Here is a 26,454-nt window from a genome sequence, read left to right on the forward strand (position 1 = left end):
TAACCAATGAAATATCGTAGAGATATAGTAGATTTCGACTCGTTGGAGAGCATTCCGAGTATGACAGTGGCAACCATTGCTGAAGTCCTAAAAGGCGACCACGCGGTCGGCACCGAAGTTACGGTACGCGGTTGGGTCCGCACACGCCGTGATTCCAAAGCCGGCATTTCCTTCCTGGCCGTGTACGACGGCTCCTGTTTTGATCCGATTCAGGGCGTGGTACCGAATGAGCTGCCAAATTACGAGAATGAGATCCTGCGTTTAACCGCTGGCTGTTCCGTAGAGATGACCGGTGAGGTTGTTGAGTCCCCGGGCAAAGGCCAACAGTTCGAACTAAAAGCCACCGGTGTACAAGTAGTCGGTATGGTAGAAGATCCTGATACCTACCCAATGGCAGCCAAGCGCCACTCGATTGAGTACCTGCGCGAAGTCGCCCACCTGCGCCCACGCACCAACATTACCGGCGCGGTAATGCGCGTGCGTAACTCGCTGTCACAAGCAATCCACCGCTTCTATCACGAGCAGGGCTTCATCTGGGTCTCTACTCCGCTGCTGACCGCATCTGATTGTGAAGGCGCTGGCGAGATGTTCCGCGTGTCTACCTTAGACATGAACAACATCCCCCGCACCGACGCCGGTGACGTCGATTACGACCAAGATTTCTTCGGTAAGGAAACCTTCCTGACCGTATCTGGCCAGTTGAACGCCGAAACTTACGCTTGTTCAATGAGCAAGGTGTACACCTTTGGCCCAACCTTCCGTGCTGAAAACTCCAACACTTCTCGCCACTTGGCTGAGTTTTGGATGGTTGAACCGGAAGTGGCGTTTGCCGATCTGGACGACGCCGCCGCACTGGCTGAAGGCATGCTGAAATACTGTTTCAAAGCGGTACTGGCTGAACGCATGGACGATCTGAAGTTCTTCGAGCAACGGGTAAACAAAGAGGTTATCTCTCGTTTGCAGGCGTTCGTAGATGCTGACTTCGCTCAGGTAGATTACACCGACGCCATTAAGATTTTGGAAGAGTGTGGCCGCGAGTTTGAGTTCCCTGTTGAGTGGGGCATCGACATGTCCTCTGAGCACGAGCGCTACTTGGCGGAAGAGCACTTCAACGCCCCAGTGGTTGTGAAAAACTACCCGAAAGACATCAAAGCCTTCTACATGCGCCTGAACGACGACGGCAAGACCGTTGCCGCCATGGACGTATTGGCACCGGGCATCGGTGAGTTGATTGGTGGTTCCCAGCGTGAAGAGCGTCTGGACGTCCTTGATCAGCGTATGGATGCCATGGGTCTGCCAAAAGACGAGATGTACTGGTACCGCGATCTGCGCCGCTACGGCACCGTGCCACACGCCGGCTTCGGCTTAGGCTTTGAGCGTTTGGTGTCTTACGTTACCGGTGTGTCCAACATCCGCGACGTGATCCCATTCCCGCGCGCACCACGCACCTGTAACTTCTAAGTTAATTGCGTGAATAAAATAAAACCCGCCAAATGGCGGGTTTTTTAATTTTGTAAATTAGCTCTTTGAGATGTGCTTTGACCGACATCATAGTCGCGTTCTTATTGGTATATTTCCATTTATTTAATCAACGGAACTATGATGAGACTGCTTTTACTCATTTTTCTTTGTCCTTTGGCTCTACAAGGGTGCATCGCCGTTTGGGGTAGCTCGTATAACGTTGCGATGCACAATAGTCGTTCAGTTGTTGTTGAATACGATCCCGCTGTCATCAACCTGCCAGCAATGCTCCGCGACGTTCAGACCCTTTGCACAAAATTCAACAAAGATGCTGTCCTCGACAGCACCAGCAGGGGAAATCTAGGTATTTTAGTGAATACTTATCGCTGCGAAACACGCATGGCTGACACAGTCATAGATATTCAAAATTAGAGCTCCAACAATTAACTCCTCGTTTTTAATAGCTAGTGAAATCGCACTAGCTATTAGTATCCCCACCGCATCCGCCAGCAGATCTTGCCAATCCATGATTCGGTTTATTTTCCAGACTTTGCTTATCTCTTCCCCAATCACAAATACCGCGACAATCACGGTGCCGAGCAAACAGCACTGCCCTATTACGTTGATGCTACGAAAACCCAGCGCCCAAATTCACTAACAGTGTAAGCAAGCCAAAGAACAGCAGCGCTGCGCCGAAGGCCAGATGGTTTGAGCGTTTGCTGCTTCTGTTTTGCTGACGACTGTCCATCTCTACGCTGTTACCGCTTTTGATATTGCTCATTTTATTTACGATTAACTTTACCATCGCCTCCACAAGCGTGACAGCCATCACACAACTATACCGCCGCCCCAAAAGAGGCATTGAGCATGCACCTTATGGCGACTAGTATCCACACCCATAAGCTGCATTTTAAATGCATGTTTAATTCAGGTGTAAAAAACACATCATTATCAAAGCGATTGGATTTGCTATGAACCGTCAAAAATTGCTGTTCTGGGCCTTAGTGCTCACCTGCATTGCCTCTTTCACTGTGCTGCTGTCGATGGGCAGCAGCACTTACCGAGAAATGCCACCGATCCCGACTTCAGTGATCTCTGAATCCGGCGAAACCATCTTTACTGAAGATGATATCCAAAATGGCCAATTGGCTTGGCGCTCGATGGGCGGCCACCAATTGGGCTCTATCTGGGGCCACGGCGCTTACGTTGCCCCAGACTGGAGTGCTGACTGGCTACACCGCGAGCTAGTGGCATGGTTGGACTTCCGTGCGCAAGAGTCGCTGCAAGCCAACTACGCTGATCTGTCTGAAGCTCAGCAAGCAGGGTTGCAAGCAGAGCTGAAGCGAGACGTTCGTACCAACACCTACAACCCAGACAATGGCGTGATCATTGTGTCTGATCTGCGTGCGGCGGCGATTGCCAAGGTGCAAGATCACTACGTACGTCTGTTTAATGACGATCCAGAGCTGCAATCGCTGCGTGAGCAATACGCGATGAAAGAAGGCACTTTGCCCTCGTTAGAGCGTCGCCAGCAGCTAACGGCATTTGTGTTCTGGAGCGCTTGGGCCACCGGCACCGATCGTGTTGGCACCGAAGGCGTAAGCTACACCAACAACTGGCCCCACGAGCCACTGATCGACAACAAGCCCACCTCTTCTATCGTGGTGTGGTCAATTCTGTCGGTACTGGCGCTGATCTTAGGCGTGGCAGCATTAGCTTGGCACCACAGTTCGCTCAAGCACGATCCACTGCCTGCCGCACCAAGCACCGATCCGCTGTTTAGCCACAAGCCAACCCCATCGCAAAAAGCGACCGGCAAGTACTTCCTGACTGCCATCGGTTTGTTTGTTCTGCAGATGGGCTTAGGTGGCCTAACCGCGCACTATGCAGTGGAAGGCCAAGCGTTCTTTGGTTATCAGCTGGCAGAGATCCTGCCGTACTCCGTCACTCGTACTTGGCACACCCAATTGGCGGTGTTCTGGATTGCGACTTTATGGTTAGCAACTGGCCTGTATATCGCCCCTGCCCTGTCTGGTGGCCGTGAACATCCACTGCAAAAACATGGGGTAAACCTGTTGTGGTTAGCACTGCTGATTGTGGTGCTGGGCTCCATGGGTGGTGAATGGTATGCCGTTCAACAGGTATGGTCGCTGGACATCAGCTACTGGTTTGGTCATCAAGGCCACGAGTACGTCGACTTAGGCCGTTTCTGGCAGATGCTGTTAATGGTTGGCTTGTTGATTTGGCTGGCATTGGTTACTGCGGCGATTTTACCGGCGCTGAAAGAAAAGTCGGAACATAAGCCGGTGATCTGGCTGCTGTATGTCTCTGTTGTCGCCATTGGCTTGTTCTACGGCGCTGGCCTGATGATGGGCAAGCACACCAACTTGGCGATGGCAGAATACTGGCGCTGGTGGGTTGTACATCTGTGGGTAGAGGGCTTCTTTGAAACCTTCGCGACCGCCGTGATCGCACTGATGTTTGTTCGCTTGGGCTTGATCCGTGCTCGCAGTGCTAACTCGGCGGTGTTGTTTGCCACCATCATCTTCCTCTCTGGCGGGATCATCGGTACCGCGCACCACTGGTACTTTACTGGTACGCCAACGTCGGTGTTGGCGTGGGGTTCGATCTTCTCTGCACTGGAAGTGGTGCCGCTGGCGCTGATTGGCTTCGAAGCTTTCGAGCAATACAGCCTGCGTAAGCGCGCAAGCTGGGTAAGCAACTATAAATGGGCGATCATGTTCTTTGTGGCTACCGCATTCTGGAACATGTTTGGTGCTGGGGTGCTGGGCTTCTTGATCAACCCGCCTATCGCGCTGTACTACGTACAGGGTTTGAACACCACAGCCGCTCATGGCCACGGCGCCTTTATGGGTGTGTATGGCATGTTGGGTATCGGTTTGATGTTGTTCTGCATGATGGGCTTAAGCAAAGGCCGAAATTGGGACAACACCTTGCTGAAATGGGGCTTCTGGACCATGAACGCAGGCTTGATGGCGATGCTGCTGATGTCGTTGTTACCGGTGGGTATTGTGCAGTTCTTTGCCGCCATCGATACTGGCTACTGGTTTGCCCGTTCACCCGATGTACTGCAAAGCGAGTTAGTGCGCACCTTGGTGTGGCTGCGTATGCCAGGGGACATTCTGTTCTCTATCGGCGGTCTGTGCATCGCGCTGTTCTTGGCCAAGCTGAGCGTTGGTGCTTGGCAGGCCAAACGCGCTGCCATTGCGGTACAATAAGCCGTAAACGTTTATGGGGGCTTTGGCCCCCATTGTTGTTATTCGTTAGTTCAGAGGTTGAAATGAGCTCAGAGTTATTAACCGGTCGACTGGCCAAAGAGCACAAAACCATTACCCATATGCTGCAGATCTACTGCCGCGATCACCACAAAGACGCACTTAAAGCCAATAAACTGTGCTCGGAGTGTCTCTCTTTGGTGAACTATGCAGAACAAAAATTGGACCGCTGTCCCTACGGTGAGACCAAACCCGACTGCGCCCGCTGCCCCATCCATTGCTACAAGCCGACGGAACGTGAGCAAGCCCGCCAAGCGATGCGCTACGCTGGCCCAAGAATGTTATGGCACCACCCGATTGAAGCCATCACTCATCTGCTGGATAAGAAGCGCCCGATCCCAGAACGGCCACCCAAAGGGGTTAGCCAACAAGCTCGGCGCAAGGCTGCGCAAAAGGCCGATTAATTAAGTTCGGCTTCGGCGTACCGCTGCGCCCACCGTTTAAACGGCCTCGACTGGAGAAATTGCTGCCCAAGTTCTGGATACAGCTGCGTAACCATCTCTTTGTCTATCTGTACATCAAACCGCTGCACTAAGTTTTCCAAGCTCACCACCGCGGCGCGGTGATCTTGATTCACGATCCCCAGTTGCAGTTGCAGCCAGTACGCCGGAAAGTAATCCACTTGGCTGCTGGCCAGCTGCTGCGCATAAGACGCTGCCAGTGCTGGGCTATCCCCTTGCAATAAACGAATACCAATTTCAGTGACCATCGCCACGTCACCGTGCAGATCCTCTGGCAACTGTTGATAGGCTTCACGGCAATCCTGCAACGCTTGCTGCATGCAGATCACAGCACTAAGCAGTGGGTAATCATCCGCCAGCAACCGTTGCCTTACCGCTAGGCTAATGGTGGACATCCAATCGTCACCTTGGCTCATTAACGCCCGCAATAGCAATTCACGGATTAACCGATCTTGTTGAATGGCGATGGGTGCCTGAAGGTAAGCGCTAAAGATGGCATCCGCATCAATCAGGCCGTGATTAAACGGGGCGAGGTATTCAAAAAAGTCGCCAAACGCTTGATGGTTTGGGCTGTGTTCCACCGCGATTCGGTGATAGAGCTGGCTCATTAAAGTCACTTGGCTGTAATGATAAAGCCGATTGCCCATGTCCTCTAGCCGTACCCCGCGTTCATCCATTTCACCATCGAAGTAAAAATACTCAACGCTGAAATCCGGATGCACCAAGCGGTACTGTAAGCGCAGTTTACCGTTGAAGTTATCTATGCGTCGCAACTGCCAATCGCCATCGCGACCGTGGGCAACGATTTCATCAACCCATTCGCTGGCCATGCTCCGCCAAGCGGGATCATCATCAAAGCTGGGATCAAGCTGATGTAAAGGATGCTGAGGCTGAAACGCAGCCTGCAATAACGGTAAGTCTTGCTGATTTAACGCCGAGGTTACCCAAGAGGTGGGGCCTGCAGAGGGCTCGACTAGCTCGCTGCTTTGCTTGAGCGGGGATGTCGATGTGCAGCCGACCAGAACAAGAAGTGGAACCAAACGCCACATCGCGAGAACCCCAAACCGATACATTCTGCTTTGAAGTTATGTCGGATATGGCGACCTGTCCAATCGCTATTGCCGCCAAATCAACAGATCCCAGCCACAAAAAAACGGAGCCTAAGCTCCGTTTTTTCAAAGTAGCGTAAACGCTTATGCGTCTTCGGCAGGGTTTCGCTCGCCCGCTTCTTTGATCAGCTGTTGCAGTTCACCTTTTTGGAACATCTCCATAATGATGTCACAGCCACCAACCAATTCACCTTCTACCCACAGCTGTGGGAAGGTTGGCCAGTTAGCGAAAGCTGGCAGTTCAGCGCGAATGTCAGGGTTTTGCAGAATATCGACGTAAGCAAACTGCTGGCCGCACTGCATCAATGCTTGTGCCGCCTGAGAGGAGAAACCGCAGCTTGGCAGCTTTGGTGAGCCCTTCATGTACAAAATGATGGTGTTTTGCTCAATTTGGCTTTTGATTTTTTCTAAGGTTTCCACGACAGCAGTCATTCCTAAAGGATAAATTACGCTTCATTCTAAGCGAAATAGGCTGGTTAACCTAGTTTTGTTAATCGAATATTGGCGATTCATTCAATCGAGTTTTCCGAAAATTATTCTTGGTGCGCCGCTGCAGCTTGTTCGGTAGTATAAGCGCCAGTTAACGGATATAAACCACAATCTGATCAGGAGATTAGCAATGGCTTTTCAATTACCGGCTCTGCCTTACGCTAAAGATGCACTGGAACCACACATTTCCGCTGAAACTTTAGACTTCCACCACGGCAAGCACCACAACACCTACGTGGTTAAACTGAATGGTTTAATTGAAGGCACCGATCTGGAAAGCAAAACCTTAGAAGAGATCATCAAGACCTCTGAAGGTGGCGTATTCAACAACGCAGCACAGATCTGGAACCACACTTTCTACTGGCATTGCCTAGCGCCACAAGCTGGCGGCGCTGCAACCGGTGCTATCGCGGCTGCGATTGACGCCTCTTTTGGCTCGTTCGACGAGTTCAAAGCGCAGTTCACCAACTCTGCCATCAACAACTTCGGCTCTAGCTGGACTTGGTTGGTTAAAAAAGCAGACGGTTCTTTGGCCATTGTGAACACCAGCAACGCCGCTACGCCTATCTCTGGCGACGACGTTCCGCTGCTGACTGTGGATCTGTGGGAGCACGCTTACTACATCGATTTCCGTAACGCTCGCCCTAACTACATGGAAGCGTTCTGGAATCTGGTTAACTGGGAATTTGTTAACCAAAACTTCGCTGGTTAATATTTTAACCCGCACAAAAAAAGGGGCCTTCGGGCCCCTTTTTTTATGCTCAGATAATGTTCAGTAATAAACTTTTTGCAATCTTTCCCTATAAATGAGGGTCTAGTAAATAAGGCAACACTCGCAAGCGAAAATACCCACGGCACACGCCTCATTCACCAACATAAATTTTGCTATCGCTTGAATCTGTTAGTGCTTTTGGGTCTACGCTTAACCGTATAGGCAGTTTTGGCCGATGCCAAATACTGTTGGAAGTCCTAATTTCGGGGGTGGCACATGAGTATTTTCGACCATTATCAGCACCGTTACGAACAAACTCGTGACGAAGATTACAGTCTGCAAGATTTTCTCGCCTTATGTAAAGATGAGCGCAGCGCTTACGCCAGCAGTGCCGAACGATTGTTAATGGCCATTGGCGAGCCAGAGATGATCGACACCGCAACGGATCCGCGTTTATCGCGTATTTTCAGCAACCGCGTGATCTCTCGCTATCCCGCCTTCAAAGAGTTTTACGGCATGGAGGAAGCGATAGAACAGATCGTTGCTTACCTTAAGCATGCCGCCCAAGGGCTTGAAGAATCGAAACAAATTCTTTATTTGCTGGGACCAGTAGGTGGCGGTAAATCATCGTTAGCTGAGAAGCTGAAAAAGCTGATCACCAAGGTACCCATTTACGTGCTTACCGCCGATGGCGTTCGCAGCCCAGTGAACGATTCTCCGCTGTGTTTGTTCGATATCGAAGAAGATGGCGACATCTTGCGTGATGAATACGGGATCCCCAACCGTTACCTGCGCTCGGTCATGTCACCATGGGCAGCAAAACGTCTGCATGAATATGGTGGCGACATCAGTCGCTTCCGCGTAGCCAAAGTGTATCCGTCGGTACTGGATCAAATTGCCGTGGCCAAAACCGAGCCTGGCGACGAGAATAACCAAGATATTTCATCTCTGGTGGGTAAAGTAGACATACGCCAGCTGGAGCACTTTGCCCAAGACGATGCCGACGCCTATTCCTACTCTGGGGCGCTATGTAAAGCCAACCAAGGGATCATGGAATTTGTAGAGATGTTCAAAGCGCCAATCAAGGTACTGCACCCGCTGCTAACGGCCACCCAAGAGGGTAACTACAACGGAACCGAAGGGCTCTCTGCCCTGCCCTTCACCGGTATGATCCTCGCTCACTCCAATGAATCCGAGTGGCAGACCTTCCGCAACAACAAAAATAACGAAGCATTCCTCGACCGGGTTTACATCGTTAAAGTGCCTTACTGTCTGCGTCTCTCGGAAGAGCAACACATTTACGAAAAGCTGCTGCAAAATTCAGAGCTGGTACAAGCGCAATGCGCCCCAGGCACCTTGCAGTTGCTGTCGCAGTTCAGTGTGCTATCGCGCTTGAAGGATCCAGAAAACTCGTCAATCTACTCTAAGATGCGGGTGTATGACGGTGAAACCTTGAAAGACACCGATCCCAAAGCGAAATCACATCAAGAGTATCGCGACTTTGCGGGCGTGGACGAAGGCATGGCTGGGCTCTCTACCCGCTTCGCCTTTAAGATCCTCTCCCGTGTGTTCAACTTTGATCACACCGAAGTCGCGGCCAACCCCGTGCATCTGTTTTACGTACTGGAAAAACAGATCGAACGGGAACAGTTCCCAGCAGAACAGGCTGAAAAGTATCTGGAACACTTAAAGGGCTACTTAATCCCTAAGTACGTTGAATTTATTGGTAAAGAGATCCAAACCGCTTATCTGGAGTCTTACTCTGAATACGGCCAGAACATTTTTGACCGTTACGTTACCTACGCGGACTTCTGGATCCAAGATCAAGAGTACCGCGATCCAGAAACTGGCCAGCTGTTTGACCGTTCAGCGTTAAATGCTGAACTGGAGAAAATTGAAAAACCTGCGGGGATCAGTAACCCCAAAGATTTCCGTAACGAGATTGTCAACTTCGTGCTGCGGGCTCGTGCCAATCACAGTGGCAAGAACCCCAACTGGACCAGCTATGAAAAGCTGCGTGCTGTGATTGAGAAGAAGATGTTCTCGAATACCGAAGATCTGCTGCCGGTGATTTCGTTTAACACCAAAACCTCTGCAGACGATCAACAAAAGCACGACGACTTTGTCGACCGCATGATGGAAAAGGGATACACCCGCAAGCAAGTACGCTTGTTGTCAGAATGGTATCTGCGTGTGCGTAAATCCAGCTGATTGTAGGGAGTCGCTTTATGGCACATTTCATCGATCGACGCTTAAACTCCAAAGGCAAGAGCACGGTAAACCGACAACGCTTTTTACGCCGCTATAAGCAGCAGATAAAAAAGGCGGTGTCGGATTCCGTCACCAAGCGCAGCGTAACGGACATTAACAGTGGCGAGAAGATCAGCATTCCGGCACGTAACATCACCGAGCCCATGTTCCACCATGGCAGCGGTGGTAAACGTGAGCGGGTGCATCCGGGCAACGATCAGTTTAGCTCTGGTGATCGCATTGAACGACCACCGGGCAGTGGCGGCGGTGGCGCTGGGCAAGGCCAAGCATCCAATTCCGGTGAAGGCCAAGACAGTTTCGAATTTGATATCTCCAAAGATGAATATCTTGATGTGTTGTTTGACGATTTGGCTTTGCCAAACCTTCAGCGCAATACACTGGATAAGCTCGTGGAATATAAAACCTTCCGAGCTGGGGTAACCACCGATGGTGTGCCCGCCAACATCCACATTGTGCGGTCGTTACGCCAATCGCTGGCACGACGCACCGCCATGAGTGGCAGCAAGCGTCGTCGGGTTAAAGCACTGGAGCAAGAGTTGGCACAGTTACAAGACACTCCGGGTTCTTGCGCCGATAAGATCAGTGCCATTAAAGCTGAAATCACCGAGCTAAAACGCAAAATCGCAGTGGTGCCGTTCATTGATACCTTTGATCTGCGCTACAACGCCTTTGTAAAGCGGCCGATCCCAACGTCCAGAGCAGTCATGTTTTGCTTAATGGATGTGTCCGGCTCAATGGATCAAGCCACCAAAGATATGGCAAAACGCTTTTATATCTTGCTGTACCTGTTTCTTACTCGTACGTACAAATCCTTAGATGTGGTGTTCATTCGCCACCACACTCAGGCCAAAGAGGTGGACGAACACGAGTTCTTCTACAGCCAAGAGACTGGCGGCACCATTGTTTCTAGCGCCTTAAAGCTGATGCATGAGATCCAGCAAGAACGCTACCCCGCCAACGAGTGGAACATCTACGCCGCCCAAGCGTCCGATGGCGATAACTGGGCTGACGATTCACCGCAATGTAAACAGCTGATGGAAAAACACATCCTGCCAGTGTGTCGCTACTACACCTACATCGAGATCACCAATCGTGCCCATCAAACCCTATGGCGCGAATATGAAGCCTTAGCCGCAACCGCCCCGCACTTTGCGTTGCAGCATATACGGAGCATTGAAGACATCTATCCGGTGTTCCGCGAGCTGTTTCGTAAACAACAAGCCGCATAACAAACGTAGGAGCCGGTATGAGTAAACGAGAACCGTTATCGGACGGCCCAGATTGGACGTTTCCGTTACTGGATCAATACCAAGCGGAGATCGCGCGAGTGGCCGAGCACTATCGCTTGGACTCCTACCCCAATCAGATTGAGGTGATCACCGCAGAGCAGATGATGGACGCTTACGCCAGCGTTGGTATGCCCATTGGCTATTCCCATTGGTCGTTTGGTAAGAAGTTCATTGAAACCGAACAAAACTACAAGCGCGGCCAGATGGGCTTGGCGTACGAAATTGTCATTAACTCAAATCCCTGCATCGCCTACTTGATGGAAGAGAACACCATCACCATGCAAGCGTTGGTGATGGCACACGCCTGTTACGGCCATAACAGCTTCTTTAAAGGCAACTACCTGTTCCAAACTTGGACCGATGCCGACTCGATTATTGATTATCTGGTGTTCGCCAAAAACTACATTGCCGAGTGTGAGCAGCAACACGGCATTGATGCCGTTGAGGACATTCTCGATTCATGTCACGCCTTAATGAACCTAGGGGTAGATAGGTATAAGCGGCCGAACGAGATCTCTTTACGAGAAGAGAAACAGCGGCTGAAAGAGCGCGAAGAATATCTGCAAAGTCAGGTGAATGATCTGTGGCGTACCCTGCCACAAACCGAGAACAAAGATGAACAGGTAGAAAGCGAGCGTTTTCCTGCGGATCCGCAAGAGAACATCCTCTACTTTATCGAGAAGAACGCACCGTTATTGGAACCATGGCAACGAGAGCTGGTGCGGATTGTGCGTAAGATTTCTCAGTACTTCTATCCCCAAAAACAGACCCAAGTGATGAATGAAGGTTGGGCTACATTTTGGCACTACACCATTTTGAATCACCTCTACGATGACGGCGTTGTCACGGATCGATTCATGCTGGAGTTTTTGCATAATCACACCAATGTTGTGGCTCAACCGCCTTACAACAATCAGTATTACAGCGGCATCAATCCTTACGCACTGGGGTTTGCGATGTTCCAAGACATCCGCCGAATTTGCGAACAGCCGGATGATGAGGATCGTGAATGGTTTCCGGAACTTGCTGGCAGTAATTGGCTTGATTCACTGCATTTTGCCATGGCCAACTTTAAAGATGAGAGCTTTATTGCTCAGTACTTGTCACCGAAAATGATCCGCCAATTTCGGTTGTTCCAGATCCACGATGACGATCATAAAAACTACCTAGAGGTTGGCGCTATTCATGATGAGCGAGGCTATCGCGATGTACGCGCGTCATTAGCGAAGCAGTACAACTTGAGTAATTTAGAGCCTGATATCCAGATCTTCGATGTGAAGGTGCGTGGCGATCGCAGCATGACTCTGCGCTATAGCCCGCAAAGCAGAACGCCTTTGGCAGGCAGCTTTCCAGAGGTGGTGCGTCATTTGCATCGGTTGTGGGGCTTTGATGTGGTGTTAGAGCAGATGCAGGACAACGGCAAAATCGACGTTTTGGCTCGTTGTCCTGTCTCGGAATAGTTGCTCGGGTTAGCGGCTACACATTCACTTCAATAATATCGGTGGGCATGTCATCGCGCATGCTCATCCAGATCTTTCCGGACTCCATGCCGTACTGGCGCACCAAAGGCAGCACATCATCATGGGTGCCGTTTTTCGCCACTTCCGCCAATTTCTGGTAGTAGGTAATCGCCAGTTCGCGGGCGGCTTCATTACTGAAGTAATAACCACCAGCTCGGCTGTAAAGTTTACGGAAACCGTTTAGGATCAAGGTATAGATTGGGTTACCAGAAATGAACGCCAATGAATGATTCAAACGGTAATCAAAATCAGCATAGGCTTCACCGGTTGGCGCCAACTGATCCAACTCTTGCAACAGCTCAATCACTTTCTCTGGATTATTTCGTACCGCAGAACGGATGTAGATTGAACTGATGTTGGTGCGTGCCGAAAGCAATTGGTCCATTAGATCAGGCACCCCATCCTGATCTAAGCGGGCAATCGTTTCGAGAATGTTCAAACCTGAGGTTTCCCAAAAGTTGTTCACTCGAGTTGGCTTACCGTGTTGGATAGTTAACCAGCCATCCCGCGCTAAGCGCTGTAGTACTTCGCGCAAAGTGGTGCGCGTAACCCCAATCAGCTCCGACAGTTCTCGCTCTGCAGGCAAGATAGTGCCAGGAGGGAACTTATTGTTCCAAATGGATTTGACGATGTACTCCTCGGCAAATCCTGCTGGGCTCTGAGCTTTAATGATCATGTTATAAGCAGCCTGTGTAATTGTTATCGTTACATTTTAGTTGTCTGCTGATCATACCAGACCAAGAGCCAATAGGAACACAATGAACGAGCGGATTTAATACACCAGCATAGAGTAACAAAATGTGAGCGACTGGCGATATTTGACGCGATCACAGTAAGCTTTGACGTGTTTTGTAAAAAACTGTGAGCCAACACCGTGTAAGTTATTGACCTCCGCATAGCCTAAACAGTTATATTCTCTTTGCGGTTGGGGTAACCTGATCAGCTTATATTTGAACGTTAGAATTAGAAAAGACCGAGGAAGTTATGGCATTGACTTTACGGCAGGCATTTATACACAACTTTTTGGGCAATGCCCCAAAGTGGTATAAAGCTGCTATTTTATGCTTTCTATTGATAAATCCCGTACTGTTCTATTTAGATCCGTTCGTTGCCGGTTGGGCACTTGTTGTCGAATTTATCTTCACTCTTGCGATGGCATTGAAGTGCTACCCACTACAACCGGGGGGACTGCTGGCCATTGAGGCTGTTGCTATAGGCATGACCTCGCCCAACATGGTGTTGCATGAAATCCAGGCCAACTTAGAAGTTATCTTACTGCTGATCTTTATGGTCGCTGGTATCTACTTTATGAAACAGCTGCTGCTGTTTGTATTTACCAAGCTCGTTACTAAGATCCAATCTAAGACTGTTTTGTCCTTGGCTTTTTGTGCCGCATCGGCATTTCTCTCAGCCTTCCTTGATGCGCTTACGGTTATCGCCGTTGTCATCAGCGTGGCTGTTGGGTTTTACGCGATTTACCACAAAGTGGCCTCGGGCAAAGACTTTGGTCAGCATCACGATCATAACGACGACGACAACATTGAACTAAGCAAAGACGATCTGGAAAATTTCCGTGCCTTTTTGCGTAATTTAATGATGCACGCCGGTGTGGGTACCGCCCTTGGTGGGGTTTGTACCATGGTCGGCGAACCACAAAATCTGATTATCGCGGCTCAAGCCAACTGGGGCTTTGCCGAGTTTTTCTTGCGCATGTCGCCGGTAACCATTCCCGTATTTTTTGCTGGGTTATTCACCTGTGCTTTGGTTGAGCGCTTTAACATTGTCGGTTACGGCGCACAATTACCAAACTCCGTTCGTCAGATCTTGGTGGAATACGCCGACTTTGAAGACAGCAAGCGCACCAATAAAGAGAACATGCAGCTGATTATCCAAGGCTTAGTTGGCCTTTGGCTGATCGTTGGTTTGGCTCTGCATTTGGCTGCGGTTGGCCTGATTGGTTTGTCGGTTATCATTTTGTGTACCGCATTTAACGGCATCATCGATGAGCACTCCTTAGGCAAGGCCTTTGAAGAGGCGCTGCCGTTTACCGCACTGCTGGCAGTATTCTTTGCCATTGTCGCGGTGATCATCGACCAAGGGCTGTTTACACCTGTGATCAACTGGGTACTCACCTTTGAAGGTAACAGCCAAGCGGTGATGTTCTACTTAGCCAACGGCTTGTTATCGATGGTCTCTGATAATGTCTTTGTTGGTACCGTCTACATCAACGAAGTTAAGGCTGCCCTGCTGGAAGGTAGAATTACCCTTGAGCAGTTCCAGAACCTCGCGGTTGCCATCAATACTGGTACGAACCTGCCATCGGTTGCCACACCAAATGGTCAAGCAGCGTTCCTGTTCTTGCTGACCTCGGCATTGGCTCCGTTGATTCGTTTGTCTTACGGTCGCATGGTTGTCCTGGCGCTGCCTTACACCATCGTGCTTACCATCGTTGGTTTGCTCACCATCCAAAGTGGCTTCTTAGAGTTCGCCACTCAGTGGATGTACGATGTGCACATTTTGACTATGCCCACTGAGCTGCCAGCAGCCATTGGTGCCGGCAGCGGTCATTAATTGTTAGTAACTGATTGAAAAGGCGCCTTTTGGCGCCTTTTTTTGATCGGCACTCGGGAACATTTTGATAAACTAACACTCACATTAGATACATTTGATTCACCAGACACCGTTCAAGGTCGCTATGCTTTCGCAACTAAATCAGTTCAGTCAACATCGCCTCAGTTGGGGACTGCTCTTACTGTCCGCCATTGGGCTCTTCACCACCGCGTTGTGGTTCCAACACTATAAACAGTTAGAACCCTGCCTTCTGTGCATCTACATCCGTGTGGCCGTATTAGGGGTCGCGGTTGCCGCCACCGTCGGGTTGATGATGCCGCGATACATTGTGGCTCGGATCATTGGCTTAATCGGCTGGATTGGCAGTGCTGCATGGGGGTTATCAGAATCGTTGGCTTTAGTTGCCAAGCAAGCCAAAAGTGCTCCGGTTAGCTTATTTAGCAACACCTGCGATTACATCCCGAATTTCCCCAGTTGGATGCCACTGCATCAGTGGATCCCAGAGGTATTCCAGCCTCGTGGCCAATGCGGTGATGAAGCATGGATCTGGATGGGCTTAAGCATGGCGCAGTGGATGGTGATTGCCTTTGCCAGTTACCTTGTTGTGGCGGCGGTCATCAGTCTGAGTCAATTTAGCCGCACCAAATAACAAAAAACCGACCATTAGGTCGGTTTTTTATTGGGTCGCCTTGCAGTGACTTAGTCTAGGTCTGCAGCTGGCCAAGTCGCAATGCAACCAACCAAAATATGGCTATCGGTGCCAACGTCGGTTTCATCCAACACTTTATTACGGATAGACATGCCCGCAGCGTGCATTGCCGATTGACTGCCGGTCAGCAGCGGGTGCCAGCTTGGCAAACCGCGACCTTCATGCAAACGACGGTAAGCACAGCTGGGTGGGAACCAGTACAGTTCTTCAAGGTTTTCTACCGACACTTTATGGCAGTCGGGTACGTACTTAAACCGAGTTGGGTATTTGTTGCACTGGCAACTTTTGTGGTTCAGTAGCTTACAGGCAACGTTGGTGAAGAATACCTCTTCAGTGTCGTCGTCAATCAACTTGTTCAAACAACACTTACCACAGCCATCACACAGAGATTCCCACTCTTGCTCTGTCATCTCACTCAGTGGCTTGTGCCAAAACGGCTTAGGCTCGGTCATTCGGTACTCTTGCTGTAGCTAGAAAGGCGAAGATTATAGCCAAATTTCTACGCGGCTCCAGCTTTAATCCGCCAGCAAGACCGGTTCTGTCCGTCAGAAACAAAAAACGCCAGATGATCATCTGGCGTTTTCACTGAACGGGAGCTCAGAAACTTAGATCCCAAACTTAATCCGATCAGAGAGATACCCAACCGCGACCACAAAATAATGGCTGCGGTTCCAGCGCATCAGAGCATCGTAGTTAGAGTAAGCTAAATAGATCCGGCCTGATGCATCATCGGGATAGACCAGTGACGCTTCGATCTCTCGGTTCGGCAGATCCCCGCCATCCCAACGGCGAACCCCCAGTGCTTGCCACTGAGGCAGGGTTTTCTTCACTTTCAAGCCGTGATCAGCGTCTTCCACCGCTTCGGTTACTCGCACCTGTCGAGCCCAGGTTTTATCGTCATCCCAGCCCACGGAAGCCAGATAATTCGCTGCAGAAGCAAAAACATCCGGCAATGTGCCCCAGATATCTTTGCGGCCATCACCATCGTAGTCTTGGGCGTAGCTTAGAAACGAGGTTGGCATAAACTGAGTTTGCCCCATCGCCCCAGCCCAGGAGCCTTTCATCTTATCGGCATCAATGTGGCCCGCATCGATGATCTCTAAAGCCGAGAACAGCTGCTTTTTAAAGAAGGCTTCACGACGGCCTTCGTACGCTAAAGAGGCGGTAGCACCGATCACGGAATAGTTACCAGTGTAGCTACCAAAATTGGTTTCAATCCCCCACAGCGCCACAATAAATCGTGGTTGTACCCCGTACTTTTCGCCAACCTCCTCAAGCAGCTCTTTGTGCTCCTGATACAGCCGTACGGCCTTATCAACCTTCCACTGTGGCACCGCCTGTGGCAGATAGGTGTCTAAGGTTTTCTTTGCTTCGGGTTGACTGCGATCGGCAGCAATGGCGCGCTTAAACAACTTGATGCCGCTAAAGGCGCTATCAATCGTGGCTTGGGAGATCCCCTGCTGTTGCGCTTCTTGCTTGAGCCCACTGACGTAATCAGGGAACGATTGTTCTTGTGCCACAGCAGTGGTGGCACTGAGTAAGCCTGCTGCCAACAAAATCCTTGTTTTCATCGCATTCTCTCAATGAATTATTTAATTGGGTTTTCGTCCAAGCCCATCTCACGGCGATGCTGCTTTAACAAGTTTTCATTCGGTGGTGGCAATTGCAAATAAAAGCCCTGTTCGGCCAGATCCGCTTTCACCTTATCGAGTTCAGCCCCTGCCAACTTGGTTAACTTAACAATTGGCAGCAGCGTGACAAACTGCGGTACACCAAATAGATCCATCAATGGCTGTGGTACCTGCGAGAAATCATCACGATTATTTACGTAAAGGTAGGTCTCGGCTTTTTTACTGCTTTTGTATACTGCACAAATCATGGTTTTTAATCTGTTATCGCTACTAGAGCCTTGCGAAAATGGTTGCCGCCACTATAACATGCAATCCTTCAAATTGAATCCGGCAACGGCGCTCAAAGCCTGCGCCATCAGAGGTTTTTAGGGCATCATGCACGCCACTGCTATCGAATTTAAAGGCGGCGGTTTTACGCTGTCAGTATTGTCACTGTGTGGCGCGGATCTGCCTTCATTACAACAACAGCTGACCGACCATATTCAGCGCGCGCCCAAGTTATTTGCCCAAATGCCAGTGGTACTGGAACTCAATCGTTTGTGTGCTTCTATCCCCGTAGAATCCGTGATCAGTTTAGTTCGCCAAGTGGGGCTTGCCCCAATGGCGCTGCAAGCACAGCAACAGTGCCATCAGCAACAAGCGGCTGAGTTGGGGTTACCTCTGTTTAAACACGGCCGCAGCCAAGCCAATAAGCTGGCTGCCGCGATGGTGGTTGAACGCCCGGTGCGCTCTGGCCAGCAACTGTATGCCGAAGGCAGTGATTTAATTGTACTGGCACCGGTAAGTGCCGGTGCCGAGTTAGTCGCCGATGGCAATATTCATGTCTACGGTGCCATGCGCGGCCGTGCCTTTGCTGGCGCCAGCGGCATGGCAGAAGCCCGTATATTCTGTCACAACCAACAGGCAGAGCTGCTTTCTATTGCCGGCCACTATCAGCTAACCGACCACATTGATGCCGCCCATTGGGGCAAAGCCATCATGGTGACCTTACAACAGCAGCAGCTGATCCATCAGCCGTTGACACTGAACCAATATTAAGAAGAACTATGTCGAAAATTATTGTTGTTACCTCTGGCAAAGGCGGCGTGGGTAAAACCACCACCTCTGCCTCCATCTCCATGGGGTTAGCCGAGCGCGGTCATCGCACCGTTGTCATCGATTTCGATATCGGCTTGCGTAACCTAGATCTGATTATGGGCTGTGAACGCCGCGTGGTGTACGACTTTGTTAACGTGATCCGCGGTGAAGCCAATCTCAATCAAACGCTGATCAAAGACAAGCGCAACGACAAACTGTTTGTTCTGCCAGCGTCGCAAACCCGTGATAAAGATGCCCTCACCCAAGATGGGGTGCAGCAGGTATTAGACGAACTAAAACAACAGTTTGACTTTATCATTTGCGACAGCCCAGCGGGAATTGAACATGGCGCCATGATGGCCTTGTACTTTGCCGATGAAGCGATCGTGACCACCAACCCAGAAGTGTCTTCCGTGCGCGACAGCGACCGCATCTTAGGCATGTTGCAAAGCCGTTCGTTACGGGCAGAGCAAGGGCTCGAGCCCGTGAAGGAGCACTTGCTGCTAACTCGCTATTCACCAGAACGCGTTGCCAATGATGAGATGCTCAGCCTTGAAGATGTTGAAGACATCTTAGCGATCCCCGTACTGGGGGTGATCCCAGAGTGTGGCAGCGTGCTCAATGCATCCAACCAAGGCCAACCGGTTGTGATGAACCAAGACAGCCCAGCAGGCCAAGCCTACGCCGATGCGATCGCGCGGCTGCTGGGTGAGCAAAAGCCAATGCGTTTTCTTGATATCGAGAAAAAAGGATTTTTCAAAAAACTGTTTGGAGGCAAATAACCGATGGCTCTACTTGATTACTTTAAGCGCAGCAAACCCAAGGCCAGCGCCCAAACAGCCAAAGAGCGGCTGCAGGTGATTGTTGCCCACGAACGGGCTCAGCGCGGCACCCCTGATTACTTACCCGCGATGAAACGCGAAATTTTAGCGGTGATCAGCAAATACGTTGAGATCGATCCTGCCGATCTGCAATGCAGCATCGAGCATTCCGACCAAAACCTGTCGGTGTTGGAACTCAACGTAACCCTGCCGAAAGAGTAACGCCCTTACTGGCAAAAAGGCCCAATAAACCACGGTTTATTGGGCCTTTTTTCTATATAAATAATGATCCATCAGCTGCTGCAAACGCTTAACCCCCAATGATCTCGAATCAAGTCAGGTTGTCCGCGCAAACCGTGCGAGATCAAAAAAGGCGCCCAGCGGCGCCTTGTTCGTTCATCTGTTCGCTATTTGGTGTGGCGATCCATCCAATCAATCACGCTGTCGTACCATTGCACCAAGTTGGGCTTCTGTAAGATCCAGTGGTTTTCATCTGGGAACATCAGTAACTCTGACTCAATGCCTTTTCGTTGCAGCACCGTGTACGCCGCCAGCCCTTGTTCTAACGGCACTCGATAATCCTTAGCACCGTGGATCACTAAGGTTGGGGTTTTCCAGTTTTCAATAAAGTTAACCGGATTGAACTGCTCGTAACGCTTAGGCTGATCCCAGTAGCTGCCACCAAATTCATACTCAGGGAACCACAACTCTTCGGTCACCATGTAGAACGACCGCATATCAAACAGACCGGCGTGATTCACCAAGCACTTAAAACCATCGGGCCAGTTACCAGCAATCCAGTTCATCATGTAGCCACCGTACGACCCACCCGCGGCACAGGCGTTATTGATGTCTAACCACGGTTGCTGTTTGCCTGCTGCGACCAACCCTTTTTGCAGATCTTCAAGCGGCTTGCCGCCCCAGTCTTTAGAGATCGAGTGGGTAAACTCTTGGCCATAACCGGTTGAACCATGGAAATCGATCATCACCACGCCATAGCCTGCAGCAGCCCACAGTTGGGCATTCCAGCGACCATGCCAGCGGTTACTGAAGCTGCCTTGGGGCCCGCCGTGCACCAAAAAGGCCACAGGGTATTGCTTCCCCTTTTGGTAGCCCACCGGCTTCAGCCAGTAGCCATAAACGGTTTCGTCGTTCCAACCTTTAAAGCTGAACTGATCAAACTCCGCCAACTGCACGTTCGCCAATTTTTCTTGGTTTACCGCCGTCAATGCGATGGGATCCCGGCCGTTGCTGTCCATCAGATACAGATCCGCAGGATTGGCCAGATCGTTGTGGCTGTACAACACCTTACCGCCCTGCACTGCCAACAAGCTGTTGCTGCCTGTGCCCATCAGTTTACGCACATCGCCAAAGCGGGTGTCGATGGCAAATATCGATACCTGCCCCACATCTTGGGCACTGGCGTATAGGGTGTGGTTGTCTGCACCAAACATCAGGCTGTACGGGCTGCGATCCCAGCTTGGGGCCACCTCTTTCACTTTGCCGTTATAGAGATCTTTCAGCATCACCCGAAAACGATCCGCTTCGTAGCCAGGAATGCTCATCGCCAACCAAGCCATGTAACGGCCATCCGCTGAAAACACTGGGTGCGAATCCCAAGCGGGGTTATTCGCGGTCAGGTTTTTCGCTGTGCCGCCAGATAGCGGTAACTGCCAGAGATCGTAATTGGTTTGCCACGCTTGATCGCGACTGGGCGCCTTTGCAGAGAACACCAAAGATTTCCCATCCGCACTGAAGCTGACTTCCTCTAACCCCGAAAACGGCAACGCGGGCACTTCGGTGTTCATGCCTAGGGTCAGATTGCTTGGCTCAGACAGGGTGAAGTCAGTTAAGGTCGCGACAAACAATTGATTGCGTAGGCCATCAACCCACGTATCCCAATGGCGCACCATCAATTGCTCGTAGTGCTTGCCCGTAGTAGTGACAGCCGCGGCCTCATCGGCTTTTTGCTTAGCACAGGCCAAGGTTTCGCAACTGGGATCAACCCGAAACTGCAGCACCACTTGCTGGCCACTGGCGTCAAACTTGTAGCCGTCAATTGGCATTGGCAGATCGCTGATTTGACGAGCCTCGCCACCGGTTAATGGCAAATACCACAACTGACTGCTGCCACTGCGATCAGACAAGAAGTAAACTCCGTTGCCGTCGGCACTGTAGCTCACGCTGTGTTCAGTGCTGGCATTAAACGTTAAACGCTGAGGCGCAGCATCGGCCTTAGCAGCACGGCGATAAAGATCCGATTGCTTACTGTCACCGTCAACCAAGGTGATCCCATAGATCACTTCGCTGCCATCGGGCGCCAGCGCCGCAGAGTGGACTTTATTCAGTTGATTCAGATCGCGAATGTTAAACGGTTCGGCGGCCTGTGCACTTGCCAACGGCAAGAGCAGCGCCAGAGCGGCTTTCCATGTGTGCATTTGAGCTTCCCTTGAGCCACTCTTCGGTGGCTGTTGTGGTTAAAAACGCGTCAAAGGTTTTCATAGCGGCAACCGATTAGCAACCGTTTGCGACCACCGCTGTGCCAGCAAAGCGGACTGCTCTGTCGATGTGGACTTCCCCAACAAGATCTTGCTAATAAAGCCGATGTTGGCAGTGCAAGTTACAGCTTTGATAACGGCATTAGCGGGCGTCAGCAGATTGCTAACAACCAGAGCGCAGACTCAACCAAAACAGTAAATTTTATATTGCTAATACAGCGATTTTGAATACAGCAACACAGTTCCGTTGCTCTGTACTGTCGAACCAAAACGGTTTTGTTAAATTGTCGCGGTCACGGCAATCCGAAGGCTAGTTGAATTGGAAAATGCGATTTTTTTACTGAGTGTGGTGATCGCTGTACTGGCGGGAATTAGCTTCTTTTTGCTGGCTTCCGTTCGTCGCTGGCGCACTTTAGCCGTACTCAGCAGCTCACTGTTGGTGGCGATGTCGACCGGCGCCCTCACCAACTGGGTATTGTGGTTACAACTGATCCAAAACTAACAACGGCAACCCTAAGGCTGCCGTTTGGATGACTAACGTAAGCGCTATCGCCGCCCAATCTTAGCCATTTTTTTGCTTCGCAATTTCACCACGCCAAAACGCGGGGCCACTTTCATGCACGTTGTTGCCATTGGAATCAACGGCAACGGTGACCGGCATATCTTTCACGTCAAATTCATAGATGGCTTCCATGCCGAGATCGGCAAATGCCACCACTCGTGCCCCTTTGATCGCTTTCGCAACCAGATAAGCCGCACCGCCAACAGCCATAAGATAAGCCGATTTATGCTTGGCAATGCTGTCTACCGTTGCCGGCCCTCGCTCTGCCTTACCAATCATGCCCATTAAGCCGGTTTCAGCCAGCATCTGCTCGGTAAACTTATCCATGCGGGTTGCGGTTGTTGGGCCAGCAGGGCCAACGACTTCGTCGCCCACCGCATCAACTGGGCCAACGTAGTAGATAAATTTCCCTTTAAAATCGACCCCTTCAGGCAAGCCTTGGCCACTGTCGAGCATCTCTTTTAAGCGCTTATGCGCGGCATCTCGGCCGGTAAGAATCTTGCCATTAAGCAGCAACACATCACCGGCTTGCCAACTTTGCTGCTCAGCGTCACTCAAGTTGTTCAGATCAACCCGCTTAACCTTGTCGCCAACCTCTTGGGTCACTTCTGGCCAATCGTTCAGATCCGGCACCGGCAACTCGGCCACGCCACTGCCATCAAGGTGGAAATGCACGTGTCGCGTGGCTGCACAGTTGGGGATCATTACCACGGGCTTAGACGCCGCGTGGGTTGGGGCCGAGTTCACTTTAACGTCCAAGACGGTGGTCACCCCGCCAAGCCCTTGCGCCCCAATGCCCAGCTCGTTCGCTCGCTCAAAAATCTCTAAGCGCAGCTCTTCTTCTGCATTTTGTGGCCCGCGTTGCTGCAACTCGTGGATATCTACGTGGCCCATTAAGGATTCTTTGGCCAGTACTGCGGCTTTTTCTGCCGTACCACCGACACCAATGCCCAACATGCCCGGAGGACACCAGCCTGCGCCCATGGTTGGCAAGGTTTTGATCACCCAATCGGAGATGCTGTCGGATGGGTTCAACATCACCATCTTCGATTTGTTTTCCGAACCGCCGCCTTTGGCCGCCAGCATCACTTCCACTTCGCCGCCGGGCACCATTTCGATATGCACCACTGAAGGGGTGTTGTCTTTGGTATTTTTACGGGCTCCCGCCGGATCAGCAACAATCGACGCACGCAGTGGGTTATCTGGATTGAGGTAAGCTTGACGCACCCCTTCATCCACCATTTGCTGTACGGTCAAATCGCTGTCCCATTGCACCTGCATGCCAATTTTAACGAAACAGGTGACAATGCCGGTGTCTTGACACAGTGGACGATGACCTTCCGCGCTCATACGGGAGTTAATCAGGATCTGGGCAATGGCATCTTTGGCGGCAGGGTTTTGCTCCCGCTGATGCGCTTTCGTCAGTGCCTGAATGAAATCTTTGGGGTGATAGTACGAGATGTACTGCAATGCATCAGCCACAGAACTGATGAAGTCTTGCTTACGAATTACGGCCATGATGGTCTCCGATGGGCATCCCGCCCAGCCTCACGATATCCCGGTTAGCTACCGGTGTTGGTTATCAAATTGATATTTATCGGCACATCATACCTTGGCTGGCTGCTGCGCTCCACCAGCGTGCGCTTGATCACAGTGATAATCAATCATCAGCTAAACTTCCTTTATCGCACCATCGGTGCAATCGCTCGGCCTAGCGTGAGCAGGAGGGCATCATGAGCCATGCAAAAACGTTACGTCTGCTGATCTTTAGTTGCAGCATCAGTGTCTTATTAAGCGGCTGTTACAGTCTTGGCGGTCATTATCAACGCGTCTCACTTTCAAGCGGCTATTACAGCAACCAACAGCACCATAGCTACTTGGTCGTTCCCTACTATCGCCCCGATTATCCCAACCACCACAAGCCTCAGCGCAAACATCAACATCGCCACAAAGCCAAACATCCTCACTACGTGAAGCCCCAGCGGCCACCAATGATAAAGCCGCGCCCGCACAAGCCTAGCTATTATGGGCAGGTTCAGCCGCAAAAGCCCTCGCCGGTTAGACGCTCCGGTGGCATACAGCGGCCACAAACTCGGCCTACCATTGCCGATCCGCGGCGGTTGCCACCCAAGCTGTATAAACCCAAACGCGGCAACCAGCCTTAAGTGCACGATTTACGCACAAAAAAACCCTCCGTTAAGGAGGGCTAAAACTAACAAGGAGATGAACGTGTTCCCTTAAGGACTGGTACGGTAATGGCCGTTAAGCCAGCACTGCGGTAACGTTTCCCCGGACGGAAAAGCTAACGCAGACTTGTCACAGACTTCCGGATCAGCCAAATCTTGGCCGCATTGGTATTGCACTTGAATTTGCTGAACAAAAGGGTTCAACAAATCCGGTTCGTGGATAACTTCCACCAGATCACCAGAGTTTTGTTCACGTAGCAGCATGAGCACACTCCATTTGCTGATAACCATTTAAGTGTAGGTAAGCGTGGCGGCATTGGCAGAAAAACCAAAGAAAATTTGCTCGTTAGCCTTATAAATCCACCGCAAAACAGCGCGAATTGCCACCACGCTGAGCTTAGCCATCATCAACAGAGATTAGCGATGCAGCTGCTGGGCCTGTTCAATACCCCGCGTCACCGGCAAACGGCTGATCAACACCGCGCCTAAGGCAAAAAACGCCATCACCACCAGTAACGCCTGACGAGTTGACAATAGATCCGCCACTAAAGCGAAGGCAGCAGTGCCAACCATCGCCGCCAATCGGGCAAACAGTCCCCAGTAGCCAAACAGTTGGCCGCTGTAGCTGGCAGGACTTAACAAACCAACCAAGGTACGACTGGCGCTTTGGGTTGCCCCCAACCCCGCTCCCGCCAATAAGGTGCAACCGATAAAGAGTGGGTTTACAGCAATGCCGGTCAGTGTGCTCAAACCATTAAGCTGGTGAATGGCCAGCAAGCCCAGTAGCCACCACAACAACGTCAGCAACACCGTTAAGCGCGCCCCGAATTGGCGCTCTAGCAAACCAAAGCCGATAGAGCCGATAAAGGCGGCGATCTGCAGCGCTAAGAACACCGTGGTTTTTTCCGTACTGCTGAGCACCAACTCTGATTCAACGTAGATCCCAAAGAATTTGATCACCGTCGCCATGCCAGCGCTGTAAATCGTGAAAATGATGAAAAACTGAGACAACACCGGCAGTTGCCGCGCTAGGTGACGACTGGCTACAAACTGCTGCCACGATTGAGCAACCACTTCTGCAAAGCGAATGGACGATTTTGTTACGGGCTTAGGCTCTTGCAGCCACAACATAGTGGGCAAAGACAGCAACACAAAATAAGCCGCCACCGCCACCATCGCCCACTGGTGCTGCTGTACATACAAATCCAACTGCTGCGGCGTTGCGGTGATCACCCCAAACAACACCAGGATCAGGCTGGCTAGGCCGCCTAAATAGCCGAGCCCCCAACCCAAGCCCGAGATCCAACCCATCGATTGTTGATCAGCAATGTCTGTTAAAAAGCTGGCACAAAAGACCTCAGAGAGCATCCAGCAGCAGTTGCTCAGCACCAATAAGGTTATCGCCAGCCAGACCATGCCCGGTGCGACAAAATAGAGCCCCGCAGTGGCGAGCGCACACAGGCCCATGGTGGCCAACAGCATCCGCTTTTTGCCGCCATACTGATCGATCCAGCTACCAAGCAACGGCGCTAACAGCATCGCCATGGCACTGGAAATAATGATTGCTGCAGCCCAGTAGCTGTTGCCCCATTCACTGTCGGCCGGCACCACATAACCCACGAAAAAAGCACTGTAAACCACCGTTATCACCACCGTGGTGTAAGCCGAGTTCGCCACGTCAAACATGGCCCAGCCAAAGATCTGCCGTTGATTCGCCGTTGCCATCCATGCTCCTGCTTGTTCACCCGCTTACGCCAAAACCACTATGCTTGTCTGTGCAAATCAGTGGAG

At 51.1% G+C, this 26,454-nt stretch carries 24 protein-coding genes; 14 read left to right on the top strand and 10 right to left on the bottom strand.

Going from position 1 to position 26,454, the window contains the following annotated elements; genetic code table 11:
• Nucleotides 1–60: 60 nt before the first annotated feature.
• The 4 genes from asnS to Q0796_RS09125 all read left to right on the top strand — a co-directional run bounded on the left by asnS (nt 61) and on the right by Q0796_RS09125 (nt 5,161).
• Entirely contained in the window at nt 61–1,461 is a 1,401-nt protein-coding gene (gene asnS / locus Q0796_RS09110; protein WP_298442157.1) for an asparagine--tRNA ligase, read from the top strand.
• A gap of 141 nt (nt 1,462–1,602) precedes the next feature.
• Nucleotides 1,603–1,893: a hypothetical protein gene (locus Q0796_RS09115; RefSeq protein WP_298442158.1), complete on the top strand. Its 291-nt coding sequence runs from the start codon at nt 1,603–1,605 to the stop codon at nt 1,891–1,893.
• Nucleotides 1,894–2,432: 539 nt separating this feature from the next.
• A complete protein-coding gene (locus Q0796_RS09120; RefSeq protein WP_298442160.1) occupies nt 2,433–4,700 on the top strand; it encodes a nitric-oxide reductase large subunit in 2,268 nt (755 codons plus the stop codon).
• Between the two features lie 62 nt (nt 4,701–4,762).
• A complete protein-coding gene (locus tag Q0796_RS09125) occupies nt 4,763–5,161 on the top strand; it encodes a nitrous oxide-stimulated promoter family protein (protein WP_298442161.1) in 399 nt (132 codons plus the stop codon).
• Here the strand turns inward: Q0796_RS09125 and Q0796_RS09130 are convergent.
• Together Q0796_RS09130 and grxD are read right to left on the bottom strand one after the other, a co-directional pair.
• A complete protein-coding gene (locus Q0796_RS09130; protein WP_298442163.1) occupies nt 5,158–6,048 on the bottom strand; it encodes a hypothetical protein in 891 nt (296 codons plus the stop codon). The genes Q0796_RS09125 and Q0796_RS09130 overlap by 4 nt on opposite strands.
• Nucleotides 6,049–6,411: 363 nt before the next feature.
• Nucleotides 6,412–6,747, bottom strand: coding sequence for a Grx4 family monothiol glutaredoxin (grxD, locus tag Q0796_RS09135; protein ID WP_298442165.1), 336 nt, complete (start codon nt 6,745–6,747; stop codon nt 6,412–6,414).
• A 199-nt stretch (nt 6,748–6,946) separates the two neighbouring features.
• Between grxD and sodB the strand changes: the two genes are divergently transcribed.
• The 4 genes from sodB (at nt 6,947) to Q0796_RS09155 (ending at nt 12,548) form a co-directional block, all read left to right on the top strand.
• Complete coding sequence (gene sodB, locus Q0796_RS09140; protein ID WP_298442167.1) at nt 6,947–7,528, top strand: superoxide dismutase [Fe]; 582 nt, start codon at nt 6,947–6,949, stop codon at nt 7,526–7,528.
• A 276-nt stretch (nt 7,529–7,804) separates the two neighbouring features.
• Nucleotides 7,805–9,739 (top strand): PrkA family serine protein kinase, encoded by a 1,935-nt coding sequence (locus Q0796_RS09145; protein ID WP_298442169.1) that lies wholly within the window; start codon nt 7,805–7,807, stop codon nt 9,737–9,739.
• Between the two features lie 17 nt (nt 9,740–9,756).
• On the top strand, nt 9,757–11,028 hold the full coding sequence (locus Q0796_RS09150; protein WP_298442170.1) for a YeaH/YhbH family protein: 1,272 nt from the start codon (nt 9,757–9,759) through the stop codon (nt 11,026–11,028).
• Nucleotides 11,029–11,045: 17 nt separating this feature from the next.
• Nucleotides 11,046–12,548, top strand: coding sequence for a SpoVR family protein (locus tag Q0796_RS09155; RefSeq protein WP_298442172.1), 1,503 nt, complete (start codon nt 11,046–11,048; stop codon nt 12,546–12,548).
• 16 nt (nt 12,549–12,564) lie between these two features.
• On the opposite strand, the gene fadR is transcribed toward Q0796_RS09155, so the two are convergent.
• Nucleotides 12,565–13,284, bottom strand: coding sequence for a fatty acid metabolism transcriptional regulator FadR (gene fadR, locus Q0796_RS09160; protein WP_298442174.1), 720 nt, complete (start codon nt 13,282–13,284; stop codon nt 12,565–12,567).
• A gap of 308 nt (nt 13,285–13,592) precedes the next feature.
• Here fadR and nhaB point away from each other — a divergent pair, with 308 nt between their 5' ends.
• Nucleotides 13,593–15,179 (top strand): sodium/proton antiporter NhaB, encoded by a 1,587-nt coding sequence (gene nhaB / locus Q0796_RS09165; RefSeq protein ID WP_298442176.1) that lies wholly within the window; start codon nt 13,593–13,595, stop codon nt 15,177–15,179.
• Between the two features lie 124 nt (nt 15,180–15,303).
• The gene (gene dsbB / locus Q0796_RS09170; protein ID WP_298442178.1) at nt 15,304–15,828 is read left to right on the top strand and encodes a disulfide bond formation protein DsbB; all 525 of its coding nucleotides are present in this window, start codon (nt 15,304–15,306) and stop codon (nt 15,826–15,828) included.
• A gap of 50 nt (nt 15,829–15,878) precedes the next feature.
• On the opposite strand, the gene Q0796_RS09175 is transcribed toward dsbB, so the two are convergent.
• From Q0796_RS09175 to Q0796_RS09185, 3 genes are all read right to left on the bottom strand, one after another.
• Nucleotides 15,879–16,340, bottom strand: a complete 462-nt coding sequence (locus tag Q0796_RS09175; RefSeq protein WP_298442180.1) for a YcgN family cysteine cluster protein — start codon at nt 16,338–16,340, stop codon at nt 15,879–15,881.
• Nucleotides 16,341–16,493: 153 nt separating this feature from the next.
• Nucleotides 16,494–17,459 (bottom strand): lytic murein transglycosylase, encoded by a 966-nt coding sequence (locus Q0796_RS09180; protein WP_298442182.1) that lies wholly within the window; start codon nt 17,457–17,459, stop codon nt 16,494–16,496.
• A 17-nt stretch (nt 17,460–17,476) separates the two neighbouring features.
• Nucleotides 17,477–17,767, bottom strand: a complete 291-nt coding sequence (locus Q0796_RS09185; protein ID WP_298442183.1) for a YcgL domain-containing protein — start codon at nt 17,765–17,767, stop codon at nt 17,477–17,479.
• A gap of 127 nt (nt 17,768–17,894) precedes the next feature.
• On the opposite strand from Q0796_RS09185, the gene minC reads away from it, so the two are divergent.
• Genes minC through minE form a run of 3 tightly spaced genes read left to right on the top strand, consistent with a single transcriptional unit; the run spans nt 17,895 to nt 19,639 of the window.
• Entirely contained in the window at nt 17,895–18,557 is a 663-nt protein-coding gene (gene minC / locus Q0796_RS09190; RefSeq protein ID WP_298442185.1) for a septum site-determining protein MinC, read from the top strand.
• Between the two features lie 8 nt (nt 18,558–18,565).
• Nucleotides 18,566–19,378, top strand: coding sequence for a septum site-determining protein MinD (gene minD / locus Q0796_RS09195; protein ID WP_298442187.1), 813 nt, complete (start codon nt 18,566–18,568; stop codon nt 19,376–19,378).
• Nucleotides 19,379–19,381: 3 nt separating this feature from the next.
• Nucleotides 19,382–19,639 (top strand): cell division topological specificity factor MinE, encoded by a 258-nt coding sequence (minE, locus tag Q0796_RS09200; RefSeq protein WP_298442189.1) that lies wholly within the window; start codon nt 19,382–19,384, stop codon nt 19,637–19,639.
• A gap of 185 nt (nt 19,640–19,824) precedes the next feature.
• Here minE and Q0796_RS09205 read toward each other — a convergent pair whose 3' ends face one another.
• Nucleotides 19,825–21,855, bottom strand: a complete 2,031-nt coding sequence (locus tag Q0796_RS09205) for a S9 family peptidase (RefSeq protein ID WP_298442191.1) — start codon at nt 21,853–21,855, stop codon at nt 19,825–19,827.
• 379 nt (nt 21,856–22,234) lie between these two features.
• Here Q0796_RS09205 and Q0796_RS09210 point away from each other — a divergent pair, with 379 nt between their 5' ends.
• A complete protein-coding gene (locus tag Q0796_RS09210; protein WP_298442192.1) occupies nt 22,235–22,417 on the top strand; it encodes a hypothetical protein in 183 nt (60 codons plus the stop codon).
• Between the two features lie 60 nt (nt 22,418–22,477).
• On the opposite strand, the gene Q0796_RS09215 is transcribed toward Q0796_RS09210, so the two are convergent.
• From Q0796_RS09215 to Q0796_RS09225, 3 genes are all read right to left on the bottom strand, one after another.
• On the bottom strand, nt 22,478–23,995 hold the full coding sequence (locus Q0796_RS09215; protein WP_298442193.1) for a fumarate hydratase: 1,518 nt from the start codon (nt 23,993–23,995) through the stop codon (nt 22,478–22,480).
• Between the two features lie 719 nt (nt 23,996–24,714).
• Complete coding sequence (locus tag Q0796_RS09220) at nt 24,715–24,927, bottom strand: acetyltransferase (RefSeq protein ID WP_298442194.1); 213 nt, start codon at nt 24,925–24,927, stop codon at nt 24,715–24,717.
• 153 nt (nt 24,928–25,080) lie between these two features.
• Complete coding sequence (locus tag Q0796_RS09225; RefSeq protein WP_298442196.1) at nt 25,081–26,388, bottom strand: MFS transporter; 1,308 nt, start codon at nt 26,386–26,388, stop codon at nt 25,081–25,083.
• Between the last annotated feature and the right edge of the window lie 66 nt (nt 26,389–26,454).

The sequence above is a fragment of the uncultured Ferrimonas sp. genome, assembly GCF_947489035.1.
Lineage (GTDB): Bacteria > Pseudomonadota > Gammaproteobacteria > Enterobacterales > Shewanellaceae > Ferrimonas.